This window comes from Marinobacter shunpengi (genome assembly GCF_045449695.1).
In the GTDB taxonomy this organism is placed as follows: domain Bacteria; phylum Pseudomonadota; class Gammaproteobacteria; order Pseudomonadales; family Oleiphilaceae; genus Marinobacter.
The window spans coordinates 100,688-115,501 of the sequence record NZ_JBJJKZ010000020.1 but is presented as its reverse complement, the minus strand read 5'-3'; the positions used below and the strand labels follow the sequence as shown (position 1 = coordinate 115,501).

At 63.4% G+C, this 14,814-nt stretch carries 12 protein-coding genes; 5 read left to right on the top strand and 7 right to left on the bottom strand.

Annotated features, from left to right (window positions below; translation table 11 throughout):
• Positions 1-239: 239 nt before the first annotated feature.
• A complete protein-coding gene (locus ACJO2E_RS17890; protein WP_406965658.1) occupies positions 240-854 on the top strand; it encodes an O-methyltransferase in 615 nt (204 codons plus the stop codon).
• Between the two features lie 75 nt (positions 855-929).
• On the opposite strand, the gene ACJO2E_RS17885 is transcribed toward ACJO2E_RS17890, so the two are convergent.
• From ACJO2E_RS17885 to ACJO2E_RS17870, 4 genes are all read right to left on the bottom strand, one after another.
• A complete protein-coding gene (locus ACJO2E_RS17885; RefSeq protein ID WP_406965656.1) occupies positions 930-2,066 on the bottom strand; it encodes a glycerate kinase in 1,137 nt (378 codons plus the stop codon).
• Position 2,067: 1 nt separating this feature from the next.
• Complete coding sequence (locus tag ACJO2E_RS17880) at positions 2,068-3,411, bottom strand: GntP family permease (protein ID WP_406965655.1); 1,344 nt, start codon at positions 3,409-3,411, stop codon at positions 2,068-2,070.
• Positions 3,412-3,519: 108 nt separating this feature from the next.
• Entirely contained in the window at positions 3,520-4,644 is a 1,125-nt protein-coding gene (locus ACJO2E_RS17875) for a sugar diacid recognition domain-containing protein (protein WP_406965654.1), read from the bottom strand.
• Between the two features lies 1 nt (position 4,645).
• Positions 4,646-5,560 (bottom strand): LysR family transcriptional regulator, encoded by a 915-nt coding sequence (locus ACJO2E_RS17870; RefSeq protein WP_406965653.1) that lies wholly within the window; start codon positions 5,558-5,560, stop codon positions 4,646-4,648.
• Between the two features lie 133 nt (positions 5,561-5,693).
• Here ACJO2E_RS17870 and ACJO2E_RS17865 point away from each other — a divergent pair, with 133 nt between their 5' ends.
• Together ACJO2E_RS17865 and ACJO2E_RS17860 are read left to right on the top strand one after the other, a co-directional pair.
• Positions 5,694-6,134 (top strand): VOC family protein, encoded by a 441-nt coding sequence (locus ACJO2E_RS17865; protein ID WP_406965652.1) that lies wholly within the window; start codon positions 5,694-5,696, stop codon positions 6,132-6,134.
• A gap of 13 nt (positions 6,135-6,147) precedes the next feature.
• Positions 6,148-6,744: a glutathione S-transferase family protein gene (locus ACJO2E_RS17860; RefSeq protein WP_406965651.1), complete on the top strand. Its 597-nt coding sequence runs from the start codon at positions 6,148-6,150 to the stop codon at positions 6,742-6,744.
• Between the two features lie 44 nt (positions 6,745-6,788).
• Here ACJO2E_RS17860 and ACJO2E_RS17855 read toward each other — a convergent pair whose 3' ends face one another.
• The gene (locus ACJO2E_RS17855; RefSeq protein WP_406965650.1) at positions 6,789-7,877 is read right to left on the bottom strand and encodes an aldo/keto reductase; all 1,089 of its coding nucleotides are present in this window, start codon (positions 7,875-7,877) and stop codon (positions 6,789-6,791) included.
• Positions 7,878-8,035: 158 nt separating this feature from the next.
• Between ACJO2E_RS17855 and ACJO2E_RS17850 the strand changes: the two genes are divergently transcribed.
• A complete protein-coding gene (locus tag ACJO2E_RS17850) occupies positions 8,036-8,995 on the top strand; it encodes an AraC family transcriptional regulator (protein WP_406965649.1) in 960 nt (319 codons plus the stop codon).
• A 6-nt stretch (positions 8,996-9,001) separates the two neighbouring features.
• Here ACJO2E_RS17850 and ACJO2E_RS17845 read toward each other — a convergent pair whose 3' ends face one another.
• Both ACJO2E_RS17845 and ACJO2E_RS17840 read right to left on the bottom strand, forming a co-directional pair.
• Positions 9,002-11,593 (bottom strand): DUF2339 domain-containing protein, encoded by a 2,592-nt coding sequence (locus ACJO2E_RS17845; RefSeq protein ID WP_406965648.1) that lies wholly within the window; start codon positions 11,591-11,593, stop codon positions 9,002-9,004.
• Between the two features lie 201 nt (positions 11,594-11,794).
• Entirely contained in the window at positions 11,795-12,826 is a 1,032-nt protein-coding gene (locus tag ACJO2E_RS17840) for an isopenicillin N synthase family dioxygenase (RefSeq protein WP_406965646.1), read from the bottom strand.
• A gap of 559 nt (positions 12,827-13,385) precedes the next feature.
• Here ACJO2E_RS17840 and ACJO2E_RS17835 point away from each other — a divergent pair.
• Positions 13,386-14,747 carry an amidohydrolase family protein gene (locus ACJO2E_RS17835; RefSeq protein ID WP_406965644.1) on the top strand — a complete coding sequence of 454 codons (1,362 nt, stop codon included), beginning with the start codon at positions 13,386-13,388 and terminating at the stop codon, positions 14,745-14,747.
• The last annotated feature ends 67 nt before the right edge of the window (positions 14,748-14,814 follow it).

The window sequence follows — 14,814 nt, the reverse complement described above, 5'->3', positions numbered from 1 at the left end:
GCAGTACCTGGCCTTTTGCCTTATGTACCAGAAACCGGAACAGAGCGTCCCGACGCGATTGCTTTACAGCTTGGACGGGACTCATTAACGTCTTCGATATCATGCCTATTAAAGCCCGCCCGCAGGCGGGGACCATCTCCATGCAAACCAGGCACGCCGACGTATCCCCTCCAGCAAGTGCACCTCGTCATGGGTGACCGGCTGGAAGGTGGTCAACACCAGTGACGGGAGAACTGCCGATGGACCAGCGCATTCAGGACGTACTTGACCACTACCAGGAAATCGCCCGGGAGGAAGCCAGCCAGCCGCGAACCGAAGCCCCGGGTGGCCGGGACGGCGGGCAGGACATGCGAATGCGGGCGATAGGACCGGAAACCGGACAGTTGCTGAACATCCTGGTGAAAAGCCTGGAGGCACCCCGCATCCTGGAGCTGGGCACGTCGTTCGGGTACTCGGGTATCTGGCTGGCGGAGGCCGCACGGGCCCGGGGCGGGCGCCTGATCACCATGGAGAAGCATGACTACAAGTCAGCCTTCGCCCAGGAGATGGCCGCCAAGGCGGGGCTCGCCGGGTCCATCGATTTCCGGGTCGGGGACGCCCTGGAGATGATCGACGCGCTGCCGGATGGCCTGGATTTCGTCTTCGTCGATCTCTGGAAGGATCTGTACGTTCCCTGCCTGGAACGCTTCTACCCGAAGCTCAACCCGGGTGCCATCATTGTGGCCGACAACATGATTCGACCCGCGAACACTGAGGTGAAGGCCTATGCCGAGGCCATCAGGCATAAGCCGGGAATCACCAGTGTGATGCTGCCGGTCGGCTCCGGTATCGAGGTCAGCCGGTTCGAGCCATAGCCTGCCTCTTCCGGATGCCTAACCGCCGCGGCCAGATCCGCGGGGCCCACCGGATTGCCCGTGAATCAGGCGGACTCAGCCCCGGGAAAGACCATGGACGGTCCGGGCCAGTTGCCCCGCCGTCTGCTTCAGGTTGGCTTCGGCCTCGTGCATTGCTTCTTCAAGGGTGGCCGGCCCCGGCACGATGGAGTAGGCGGCGGTCAGGCCCAGCTCGTGCATGGCCTGCAGGTCACGGCCCAGCCGGCCACATAGCCCGATCACCGGCACGCCGCTTTTCCGGGCCAGCGACGATACCCCGGCCGGGGTCTTGCCGGCGGCACTCTGGGCATCAATGGCGCCTTCGGCGGTAATCACCAGGTCGGCAGTGGCAACCTGCCCGGCCAGGCCCACGGTCTCCATCACCAGCTCGATACCGGATTTCAGGGTAGCCCCCAGCATACCGGCGACCATACCGCCGATACCGCCAGCGGCGCCGCTACCGGGGAAGGAGTGGATATCATGGCCCTGCTCGGCGGCAAGGCGGGAAAAGTGCGCCAGGGCGCTGTCCAGTTGGCGGACGTCTTCCGGCAGCGCGCCCTTCTGTGGCCCGAAGACGGCGGCGGCCCCGTCCGGGCCCAGCAGTGGATTGCTGACGTCACAGGCCACCACCAGCTGGACGCCGGCAAGCGCCTCCAGTGCAGGCGACAGGTCAAGGGCGTCCAGCAATCGCAGGCCGGCGCCACCGGGCGGTATGTCTCGGCCCGACGAATCCAGCAGCCGGGCACCCAACGCCTGCAGGATTCCGGCGCCGCCATCGGTGGTGGCACTGCCCCCCAGGCACAGCACCAGCTTGTCCGGACCATGGGCGAGTGCCGCCCTGATCACGTCGCCGGTGCCACGGCTGGTGGCCTGCATGGCGTCCCTCTGCACGGCGGCAACGTGGTGCAATCCACTGCCCTCGGCCACTTCCACAATGGCGGTGCGACCGTCATCCACCAGCCCGTATTGTGCACGGACTGTCGACCCCAGGGGGCCGGTGACGTCGACTGGTATCAGCCTGCCAGCCTGGGACTCCACCAGGGCCACCGTGGTGCCCTCACCGCCATCGGCCAGGGGCACCAGGGAAAGGTCGTCCCCGGGCGCGGCCTGTTGCCAGCCCTCGGCAATGGCCGCCGCCACTTCCCTGGCGCTGAGGCATTCCTTGAACGAATCCGGGGCAATGACCACTCGCATGTTACAGCGCTACCAGGGAAACCGCCCAGACCGCCACGATGGTGACAATCCCCATGAACAGGGTGGCGGCGGTATGGGAACGATACGCCGTGGCCACATCCATCTTGCTGAACTGGGAGACCACCCAGAAGTAGCTGTCGTTGGCGTGGGAGATCGTCATGGCACCGGCACCAATGGCCATCACCGCCAGCACCCGGCCAAACTCGGAGTCCAGGCCAAGCTGCCCCATCAGTGGCGCCACCAGGGCCGAGGTGGTGACCAGCGCCACGGTTGAGGAACCCTGGGCGGACTTCAGCGCTGCCGCCACCAGGAACGGCATGATGACACTCAGGCCCAGCGTGGACAGGGTGTCCCCCAGGTAGTCACCCAGCGGGGTCTCCGACAGCACACTGCCGAAGGCGCCACCGGCACCGGTGATGAGGATGATCGGCGCGGACACTTCCAGGCCTTTCTGGGTGTGGCGTGCAAACTCCTCAAGCTTGCCCTTGCCCTGCAACAGCAGGACGGCAAAGCCCAGGCCGACCATCAGGGCGTTCAGCGGCTTGCCCAGGAAGTTGAGGGTTTCGTAGAGCGCACCCGTGCCCAGCGGTTCGGTGGGGTAGCTGGCCACGGAACCCAGGCAGATCAGCACGATGGGCACAAAGATCGGAGCGAACGCGGCCCAGGCAGATGGCAGTTCGCCATAGTGTTCCTTTGCCTCCTCAAAGGCCTCTTCCGCCAGCTCCAGTTCCCGGCTTTCCAGGTTACGGCAACGGGATGCCCAGAACAGGCCCGCGCCCGCCGCGATCAGGGCGAACACAAAGCCAACGCCGATCACCAGGCCCAGGTTGTCCTCAAGGCCAAGGTTGCCTGCGGCTGCAATCGGGCCCGGGGTGGGCGGTACCAGGGTATGGGTGGCGAACAGGCCCGTGGACAGGGCCACGGTCATGGCAACCGGTGACACCGACAGGGTGCGGGCCATGGAGCGCTTCAGGCTGTTCAGGATGACAAAGCCGGAGTCACAGAATACGGGGATGGAAACGATGAACCCCACCATCGACATGGTCAGCGTCGGGAACCGTGGTCCCAGCACCTTCACGATGCTCTCGGCCATGACGATGGCGGCGCCGGTGCGCTCCAGGATCACACCAATAATGGTGCCGAGCACGATGACCAGGCCGATATAGCCGAGGATACCGCCGAAGCCCGAGCGGATCGTGCTTTCAATGGAATCAATGGGAAGGCCGAAGGCGAAGGCCGCAATGAAGGAGGCCAGCAGCAGCGTAATGAAGGGGTTGAGTTTCAGTTTGCTGGTGGCGAATACAATGAAGGCAATCAGTGCCACAAGGATCAGGACCAGATGCATCTTTACACTCCGTTAGTCGTTCTTGTCGGAATCCGGGTACAAGACGCGACAGTCTAGAAGCTAACCGGCAACAGGTCTTTAGCGGTTTGAACAAAAAATACCCAGGGCTTACCAGGGCTTTTTGTCATTTTCTACAAAACTGGTCGGATGGGTTTCCAGCGCGAGGTGCAGTAGCAACAGATCGGGCAGGGAAAACGGGGACAATCCGGTCAGGCCATGGATCTTGCGCAGGCGATACCGAACCGTATTGGGATGGATATGGAGCTGATCGGCGCAACGCTGCACCTCGCCGTTGCACTCGATAAACCGTGACAGGGTCTTCAGGTAGCCCTCGCCCTGTCTCTCGTCCCGGACGGCTGTGATCAGGGTCCGTAGATCCTGCTGCTGCCATCCCGGTGACAGGCTGTGCCAGAGCGCCGCCATGCGCAGGTCCGTGTAGCGCAGGTCCAGGGCCTGTGGGGTCTTGCGCCGCCCGACCTCCCGGGTAGCCTGGACCGACTGGTAACCAAGCTCAAAATCGGTGGTAAACGTCTGCCCCACCGCCAGGGCCACGTCGTCGCGGGCTGTCAGGTTGAGCATACGGCGGATACGGTCCGTATCAGGGCGGCCCGATTCAATCTCCAGGAACACCAGCAGGCGTGAAGTGGACTGCCGGACCGCCAGTACCGGCTTGCCTTTCCGCTCCAGGAAGGACACCAGCGGGGTCAGCACCTTCTCAACTGCGGGTTCGCCATGGGCCTCAACAATCACCCCCACCCGCAGGCTGTCAGCCCTGAGCCCCTGCTGCTCGAACCACACCGCCGGGACCGGCTTGCCACTGCAGGCCGCCAGCAGGGTTTCCTCGATGTGACGCCGGCGATGCTGGCCAGCCTCAAGCAGGGCGACCTGCTCCAGCATCAGTTCGGCGGTTATCCGGACCAGATCCGCATAGCGGGACACCTCCTCCGGTGGACCGGAGATACCCACCACCGCCGCCAGCCTGCCCTCCACCCTGACGGGCAGGTTGACGCCGGGCCGGGCGCCCGGATAGTTGTCGCAATCCTGCTCGCCAATGATCAGGGGTTCGCCACCCTCGGCCACCAGCCGCGCGGCCTCGTGCAGGCTACCCACCCGGTGGGGGTCACCGGACGCGATGATCAGGCCGTCCGGACTCATAACATTCACCGAGTGGCCGATGGCCGGCATGGTGCGGTCGACAATTCGCTGGGCGCTGCGTTGGTCAAGGACTAGCACGTTATGTCACTCCACCGGATCGGGGTATGGCCCCGATGCGTTGCTGCAATGGTTCCACCACCGAGTCCAGGAAGTGCCGTACCCTCGGTGACAGCAGTCGGCTGTGGGGGAAGACAAACTGCACCGGCAGTTCCGATACGATGTAGTCCGCCAGGACGGGTACCAGCGTGCCATCTTCAAGGTCTTTCTGCGCCTGGTAACCCAGCACCCGGCACAGGCCGAGGCCGTCCCGGGCGGCGTCGAGCCCTGCCTCGATCCTGTTGACACTGACAACGGGGTGGACGCGCTGCTCCCAGGGTTCGCCATCGACCTGGAATCGCCACACCTCGCCAGCGGGGTCGAAGCATACGATCGGCCAGTCCGACAACTGCCTGGGGTGGGTGGGCTCCCCCAGCTGCTCCATCAGGGCCGGGCTCGCACAGATCACGATCGGCGTGCTGCCAACCACCCGTGCCACCAGGGAGGAATCGGCCAGATGGCCGATACGCAGCGCCAGGTCAAAGCCCTCCTCAATCATATCCACAATATGATCGTCCAGGCTCAGTTCGGCACTCATGCCGGGATTCTGCTTGAGCCACTGGTTCAGCAACGGCGCCAGGTGCAGGCGCCCGAAGGTGTCCGGGGCAGTAATCCTCAGCTTGCCCGCCGGGTTGGCGCGGCAGCTGTCGAGCCGGATCTCCATCGCCTCGATATCCGCCAGTATCTGCCGGCTGTGTCGCAGGTATTCATGGCCTTCGTCCGTCAACGCAATGCGACGGGTGCTGCGGTTCAGCAGGCGAACGCCAAGGTGCTTTTCCAGTGTGGCAAGGGTCCGCACCACGGCGGCCGGGGATCGGTCCAGCCTGTCGGCAGCGGCGGACAGACTGCCCTCGTCGACAATCGCGACAAAGGTGCTCATGGCCTTGAGTTTGTCCATCGTCAGATACCTTCCGCAGCCGCTCACCGGGGATTTGTGCAAAAACCTGAATAAACCTAGCAGGTCCACGGCATTTATTGAATCCGTGTGGAGGCGTTTACTGGTCCCACAACGTCACCACTCGGAGTCAGTCATGAAACAGCCCCAGCCCATTCGCCAGTACGACCACGTCGGTATCCGGGTGAGCGATCGCCAGGAGGCGGTGGCCTTCTACGAACAGCTCGGATTTGAGGAGGTACGCCATTTCGGCCAGTACGAGGCCAATGAAATGGAAACGACCGATGGCGCGCGCATCAACCTGATCTTCAATGCCACGCGATTGCCCCACGGCAGGAATGTCCTTCTGGACGAGCCGATCAAGCTGCCCGGTGTCACCCACCCCGCCTTTGTGGTGGACGACCTCTACGCCCTGAAGGACTGGCTTGATCAGGCCGGCATTCCCATCACCGAAGGAATCCATCGCCTTGGCCCACGGCGCATCACCCTGTTTATCCGCGACCCGGACAGGAACGTGCTGGAGTTTAACCAGCTACTGCCTGAACCGGCGACCGACAACGACACACCCACATCCTGAGGAGGAACCGACCATGACACTGTACGACCTGGAGCTCTCCGGTAACTGCTACAAGATCCGCCTGTTTGCCGCACTGGCGGGCATCGAACTGGAACGGGAAGCGGTGGATGTGCCCGGCGGCGCTCATAAGCGCTCACCGTTTATTGACCTGAACCCCTGGGGCCAGGTGCCGGTGCTGACCGATGGAAACCTGGTGCTGCGGGATTCCCAGGCGATCCTGGTGTACCTGGCGCGACGGTATGGCGGCCATCAGTGGTGGCCGGATGCGGCCGCCCATCAGGGCGAGATCATGCAATGGCTGTCCACCGCCGCCAATGAAATCCACAACGGCCCGAACATCGCCCGGCTGGTGGACAAGTTTGGCTACCCACGGGACAAGGCCCGCGCACTGGAGGTCAGTGACCAGATTCTGCCCCTGATCGACCAGCACCTGAGTGAACACGCCTGGCTGGCCCTGGGCCGTCCGACCATCGCCGACTGCGCCGTGTTCCCCTACATCGCCGTTGGCTGGGAAGGGGGGGTGTCCCTTGAACCCTACCCGGCGATCCGGGCGTGGATCGACCGTATCAAGGCACTGCCAGGGTACATCGCTATGCCGGGGATCGGGTAGCCGGCGTGCCCTCTCGCTGACTGTAGCGTCAGGGCACGCCTAAATCAGCCCTTCATATGCGCCCGATACGCCCCCTGGCGCTCCAGCATCCAGCCGGGGTACTCCGCCGGCAGGCGGCTGACCTCATCCAGGGCCGTCAGTTCGTCTTCCGAGAAGCGAACCTGTGCGGCCCGGATATTGTCCTGCAACTGGTCAGCCCGCTTGGCGCCGATGATGACACTGGTGACGGCGTTCTGGTGCAGCAGCCAGGCCAGGGCGATTTGCGCCACGCTGACCGGCTGGCCGTCCACCTGCTTGCCGGCGGCGATCTCCCGCATGGTGGTGATCACTGCACTGCCCCGCTCCCGGTCAACAGGTGGGAAATCGAACCTGGCGCGGCGGTTTTCTTCCGACACATCCGGTCCTTCATACTTGCCGGACAGGTAACCACCTGCCAGCGGGCTCCAGACCATCAGGCCGATGTTCTCGGATTCCAGCATGGGGATCACCTCCCGCTCCAGGTCCCGGCCCACCAGGGTGTAGTAGGCCTGTAATGAGAGGATCGGGCACAGGTGGCGGGCCCGGGTAATGCCCACGGCCTTCATCACCTGCCAGGCGGCCCAGTTGGACAGGCCGACGTAGCGGACATGGCCGTGTTGCACCAGGGTGTTCAGTGCCTCCAGGGTTTCCTCGATCGGCGTGGCCGGGTCGAAACCGTGGATCTGGTACAGGTCGATATAGTCGGTTTGCAGGCGCTGCAGGCTGGCCTTCAGTTCGCTCATGATATGGCCACGGGAGGCGCCGCGGGCATTGGGGCCCTCGCCCATGGGGCCGAGCACCTTGGTGGCCAGCACCACGTCTTCGCGGCGGACATCCAGATTCTTCAGGGACTGGCCTACGATGCGCTCACTGGCACCACCACCATAGACGTTGGCGGTATCGATAAAGTTGATTCCCGCCTCCAGGGCGGTCTTCACCAGTTCATCGGCCTGTTCCTGCTGGAGCTGGCCGATCAGCCCCCACATGTCGTCACCGCCACCGAAGGTCATGGTGCCCAGGCACAGTTCCGATACAAACAGGCCCGAGTCGCCCAAGGTGCGCAGGCGCAGGGGCGACTCATTGGAGGGTTGGGGCAGGTTGGGAGTTGTCGTCATCGTCGATCACCTCATGGTTGTGGGACAAGCTGCCGTAGCAGGACCGTTGATCCATACTAGGTGATGTCTACAGAACCGGGCTGGCGGAAACTCTCAGGGGATTGCACAATCCTCTCAACCTGCTGAAGGGCGTGCTGACCTGTAGCACCGGAAGACTTATGATCGAATCAGAACAGGAGACCGCCATGACCGCCCAGCCCAATGTCGTTCCGATGCAACCGGACAACCCTGCCCTGGACCAGCTCCGTGATCTGGTTGCGCAGCAATGGCTGACCCATGGCCTGGAGAATGCCATCGACGGTCTTCGCCTGACCCGCGCGTTGGAACCCAGCGGCACCATCCGGGCCCTTTACCAGACCTCGTTCTGCATTGTCCTGCAGGGGGCCAAGGTAACGGCGGTTGGGGAATCGACGTTTCATTACCGACGGGGTGAGTGCCTGCTGGCGTCCGTGAATGTGCCGGTCAACTCCCGCATTGTAGAGGCAGCCCCCGACAGGCCGTATCTGGCACTGAGTCTGGCGATTGATCCGGCCATGATTTCCGAGCTGCTGGTGACCCATCCGGAGATGGCATACCGGGGCCCCAGACAGCCGGCGATGGTGACGGCCGCAATGCCGGATGAGCTGTACGATCCTGTCACTCGCCTGCTCCAGCTACTCGACCAGCCGGATGATCGCGAGGTGCTGGAGCCCCTGGTACGTCGGGAAATCTGCTGGCGTGTCCTGCGCTCGCCGCTGGGGCCGGCCCTGCAGCAGATCGGCCTGAAGGACAGCGACACCGCCCGCATTGGCCGGGTAACGGCCTGGATGCAGGCGAACTACCAACAGCCCTTCCGGGTGGCCGAACTGGCGGCGATGGCGAGCATGAGTCCGGCGTCTTTCCACCGGCATTTCAAGAGCATCACCCGGTTAACGCCGGTGCAGTTCCAGAAGCTGGTGCGCCTGCAGGAGGCCCGGCGGTTGCTGTTAAGCGAGCAGGAAGTGGCGAGCGTTGGCTACCAGGTCGGCTATGAAAGCCCCTCACAGTTCAGCCGGGATTATCGCAAGCTGTTCGGGGCGCCGCCGGGCCGGGACAAGGCGGTGATGCGGTCGAGTGTGGCGATTGAGAGTGGTGCTTGAGACGGACTATTCGCCCGCCGCTGCCGGCCCCTCGGTTTTACGCGTCCGCCGATACATCCATGCCAGACCCAGCAACGCCAGCCCCAGCCCCATAAAGGCAGCAACACGCCACAGCCCCTGCAAACCCGACATATCCACCAGGAAGATCTTGGCGATCACCACACCAAGCAGCGCCATGCCACCCTTGTGAAGCCACTCGCTGTTGCGGCGGATCGACCAGAGGATCGCCGCGATGGCGTACCCCATGCCCACGATGGAGTAGGTGTATAGCTCGCCTTCGGACACGCCGTACCAATACGCGATCTCGCTTCCCTGCCACAGTTGCCGGATTTCCAGGGCCGTGAACAGCAGGAACGCGGCGGCGGCCCCGCACTGCGCCCAGAGTTTTGGCACGAGGTCGGAGAAACGGGCATGCGCCAGGGCCAACAGCACAGGCGCACCGTAGGCCAGCAACAGCAGGTTGAAGACCGGTGCATCACCAATAAGGTCCATTTGCCACCAGGGGTTGTTCACCGTGATCACCGTCAGGTAGCTCAGTCCCGCCAGCACCAGTAGAATCCGCGCCAGCAGTCGGTAGAACCAGGCCATGGAGACACTGGCCTGCGCCCGGACCACGTACACCACGCTCAGGGCGCCCCACAGGGCGGTATTGATGGCCGCCTCGGTGAGCCCGTAACTTTGAATAAAGATCTCTCCGTCGTACAGCCAGTAACGCAGAACCGCGCCCAGGAACAACACCACGAAATGCAGGGTCGCCCCCTCCAGCCACAGCCGGATACGACTATCCCGGGACGTCAGCCACGTGGCGATGGCACTGCTGAGGGCGACGCCGCCATAGGTAAGGAGCGTCCAGTGAACGCTGGCCTCATAGTTACCCAGCCAGGGATTGAAGGTAAGGCGTGCCACCACAACCGCCAGTATGGCTTTCAGCAACAGGTACAGCTCCGGGGCCTGGTAACGTCTGGCGAGCAGCACGAGGCTGACGAACTGCGCCGCCAGCGCCAGGGTCAGCGACGCCTCCTGCAACCACATGACCACCGCCAGGGAGTAGCAGGCATGGGCGGCCAGCAATGCCCAGACGAGGCCGGCCCGATACCGCTCGTTCCGGTCCATAAACCAGGCCAGCCCGCCGTAGACGCCCCCGGCCAGCAACGTGAAGATCGCCCAGGGGACGGATGGCGCCCCGCCGTTGGTCAGCAGCCATCCCAGCACCAGCCACACAACCGGTGATACCAGCACCAGCGAGGCCCAGCGCCGGAGGTCCACCTGCTGCTGCCACCGCCAGAAGGCCGGCAGGGTCGTCGCCACGGCCACCATGCCCAGGTAGGCCAGGAAGGCACCGTGGTGAGCCGTGTCCAGGGGTGTCAGCACCTCGAGTGAGTGACCGCGTCCTGCGTACCCCAGCCAGCCGGCAAACGTGGCCAACACCGCCGCCCAGGGCAGGAACCAGAGCAGGCCCCGGCTCATGGGCGTCACCACCGCAATGGGGATCAGTATCAGCCATCCGGCGAACGTTGGATCCGCCAGCGGCTGCAACGTGATCGACGCCGCCCAGGCAAGCAACAGCATCATCAGCGCGATGGCACATTGGCGAACCGGAACCCGGGGGGCACCCGGCAGTATCGAGAACAGGACAAACAACGCCGAGAGGTAGCAGGCCGCTGACAGATCGCTGGAGAAAAAGCCAATCACCAGCAGCCACCACAGCAGAGCGCCTGACACAGTGGCGTACCACAGCCAGAGACGGAACACATAGCGCATCAGCAACAGGGAACTGAGGGTGATCACAAAGCTGTAGCCGAGCAGGAAGGCTCCGCCACCGTCCTCGCCTCCGACCAGAATCGGTACCACATAGGCACCACTGAGCCCCATCACCGCCAACAGCGGCCCATGCACCAGGGCCAGCAGCATGGTGATAAGCGAAACCACCGCCAGGGCTACCAGGGCGGTCGCCGGTCCAAGCAGTTCGAAAAGGTGAACCCCTGCCAGCAGGGCCGCATACAACGTAACGCTGCCCCCGCCCGCGAGCGCCGCAAACACCTGATCAGTGCCCATATGGCGGCGGCGCAGGAACTCCGCTCCGGCATGCAGGGCCAGGCCCACCAACAGCGCCAGCAGGAACTGCTGGACAGGGCCGATCAATCCCGACGTGATGGAGTGGCTCACCATGAAGATGCCGGCAAGGCTGACACTGAGGGCCCCCAGCCAGACCATCCAGTTCTCTTTCAGGGCAGCCAGTAGGCGGTTTTCCAAGGACACCACCGGTGTGGGTTCTGGCACCTTTGGTGAGTCGTCCCGGGGAGGTTCCTCGGGTTCGGATGAGGTGACAGGCCGTGGAATCGGATCAGGCTGGCGGCTCATCGGTTCCGGAACCGGTTCCAGGTCCAGATCGAGGGACGGCTCTTCCTCTGGATCGTCGATCGGGGGCTCCGCTTTCAGGTAGGCAAGTTCCTGGCGTAGCTGCGCCAACTCCTTATCAAGTTCCGCTATCCGGGAGGTCTGCCGACCGCTGGCACGAAAGGCGAGAAACCCCAGCAATGATCCCACCGGCACCAAAAGCATGATGCCGGCAACTACAACGATAAGAAGAGCTTCCAATGCGTGAATCCTGATCCGCGACGTTTTTCTTCTGTTGTATTAATGGCATCAAGTTAATGGAAAGCAACAGGGCCAGCAAGACAGACCGCTCAACCCCGTGACACGTATGGGATGTATATAGTGAACCGTAGACGACCTGAAGGTCCTGGCTGATTGCGTTGGAACCCGGGGCTTCCGGCAGAAGCCCCGGGACAGGAGGTATTACTCCCTGGCAGCCGCCGCCTTTTCGGCGGCATCAAAGTTCGCCTGGATCCGCTGCAGCAGGTAGTCCCGGGCGGAGATGGGCGGGTATTTCTGCTCCGGGCCCTGGATGATCTCTTCCTTGTTGGCCTGGCAGAAAAACGCCAGGCTGTAGCGGGGGCCGTTGTACTCACCCGGCCTGGGCATACGCACCCGGTGCAGGGTGGACTTGAGACGGTCGTCGCTCCAGCGCATCAGCATGTCGCCGATGTTGCAGGTGATGCGGTCTTCCTTCGGGGTGACGCTGAACCACTCACGGTTATCACCTTTGCCTTCCGCGTCCTTGCCGGGGCTGACCTGAAGGCCGCCCTGGCCTTCCTGCTGGAACACCATGGTCAGGCAGTCGAAGTCGGTGTGGGCACCGGCCCGCCAGATGGATTCGTCCGGCTGGTGATCCTCCGGCAGCGGCAGGTAGTGCAGCAGCCGCAGGGTGCTCTGGTAGTCCTCGCGGGTGCGGTCGTGGGCACGGGTGAAGAAATCCCGTTCAAAACCCAGGCGGTCGGCGAAGCACGACAATACCTTCATGCCCAGTTGCCAGGCCCGGTGTTCGAAGTCCAGCATCACCCGATGGAACTCCGGCACCACGGTCTGGTTCGGCCAGAGGTCGTCCATGTGCGGCAGGGTGATCTGGTAGGACTCCTTGTCGTCCGCCGTGCCGGTGGACGGGCGCACCTGGGACTTGTACTCCCAGCCGGCGTTCAGGCCCCTCTTCAGGGGGAAGCGCTGTTTCTCGGATTCCGGCAGGGCGAAGAACTTCTCGGACAGGCTGAAAGCCTGTTTGATCAGGGCCAGGTCCAGGCCGTGGTTGGACAGCTGGAAGAAACCCACTTCCGTGGCGGCGTCCCAGAGCTGGTCGGTGATCTCCTCCCGGCGCTGGTCGAAGTCGGTCAGGTCGATCACGGGCACGTCCCGGTCGATCTCCCTGCCCATGCCACCGAAGGTAGTTTCCAGGTTGAGCTCTTTCAGCGCGTACTTTTCTGCAGTGTTGGTCATCGGTGCCTCCCGGGGCTATCGTCTGATTGGGATAAACGCACCGGAGGAGACGAGGGGCAGGCGCAAACGCAGTGGGTCCTGCTGTCGCCGCCTACCGTTCTCGCATCTCCGGTCGACGACTGAGCAATGACCCGACGACAACCGGAAGGCTGGCGACTGACTGCTTCTACTCAGACTGGGCAGGTCAGCCACCTGGCCATGACCCGCTGAACAGTGGGAAGCAGCATCCATGCCACCGCCTCCCCGGGAAAACCCATCCAACAATCAGTCACTTGACCACGGTGCCGGTATGCATCCGCCCTGCCCCGGAACCATGACGGTGCATAATCTGTCACACATGCACTATGAAGGTGCCACGTTGAAACCCATCGGGCGGGAAAATCATTGATCTGACCAGTTGGTCAAATAATGGAAGCGATCTTGCATTGCGCTATCTACCCAGTGTCATTCCATACACAGCCAGTGTCATACGATACACAGAGAGTAGAAGCGGTCAGAGGCCTGCCGGATCCCGGTAAGGCTTCGGGACATTGCTCTTTCGTTCGCAAAGGAGCAACCAGTGAACTATCTGATCCAGAATGCCGTCGCGGTACATTCCGATGAGGCCCCCGGTGCCCGGGACATCCGTATCCGCGATGGCCGCATTGCCGAGTTGGGCCGGGACCTGACCTCCACACCAGAGCAGCCGGAAACCGTTATCGACGCCTCCGGTTGTGTTATCTGGCCGGGGCTGGTGAACACCCATCACCACCTGGCCCAGTCCATCATGAAGGGCGTGCCGGCAGGTCTGAACCAGGGCCTCGGCGAATGGCTCAGCAGCGTGCCCTACCGCTTCTGGCCCAAGGTGACGCCGGAACTGATGTACCACGCCGCCCGCCTGGGCCTGTACGAACTGATCCGTTCCGGTGCCACCACCTGCGCCGACCACCACTACCTGTACCACGCCACCACCAGCCCGGAGCTGGAGGAAGCGGTCTGGCAGGCTGCCGATGAGCTGGGGATACGACTGGTGCTGTGTCGCGGCAGTGCCACGGAAACCGGCTCCCACGAGGGCATGATCGAGCACCGTATCGAGCCGGAGACCATTGAGCAGGTGATCGACCGCCTGGATGCCACCCGCCGCAAGCATCATCAGGATGGCCCCGACGCCATGAAGAAACTGGTGGTGGCCCCCACCAGCCTGATCCATTCCAGCACACCCGACGGCCTGAAGGCGCAGGCACAATGGGCCCGGGAGCATGGCCTGAAGATGCACTCGCACCTGCTGGAGGTGGAGTTCGATGAGATCCAGGCCCGGGAGAAGTATGGTCTGAGCGCCATCGACTACGCGGAATCCTGCGACTGGCTGGGGCCGGACGTCTGGTATGCCCATCTGGTGCACAGCGATCCGCACGCTATTGAGCGTCTTGCCGCCTGCGGCACCGGCATTGCCCACTGCCCCACGTCCAACTGCCGGCTGGGTAGCGGTATCGCGCCCGTCATCGATATGCAGAAAGCCGGGGTGCCTGTCTCACTGGCTGTGGATGGCTCGGCCTCCGCCGAGTCCGGCTCCATGCTGCAGGAACTCAACCTCACCTGGCTGATCCACCGTGCCGTGCACGGCCCGGACGTCACCACCCTGGAACAGGTGCTGGACTGGGGCAGCCGTGGCGGCGCGGAGCTGCTGGGCCTTGGCGATACCGGAACCCTGGCCGTTGGCAAGGCGGCGGACCTGGTGCTGTACGACATCGACCAGCCCCGTTTCGCCGGCGTCCATTCGCCACTGATGGCACCGCTGATGTGTGGTGAACCGGTGACGGTGCGGGACAGTTTCGTGCAGGGACGGCAGATCGTGAAGGATGGTCGGGTTGGCGACCTGGATGAGGCCGAGCTGACCCGCCAGGTACGGGAGAGCGTTGCCGAATTACTGGCCGACGCCTGAGCACGAAAAAGCCGGCAGGTGAGATCACCCGCCGGCTTTTATCATGGTCGATCAGAACCGGAGAGAC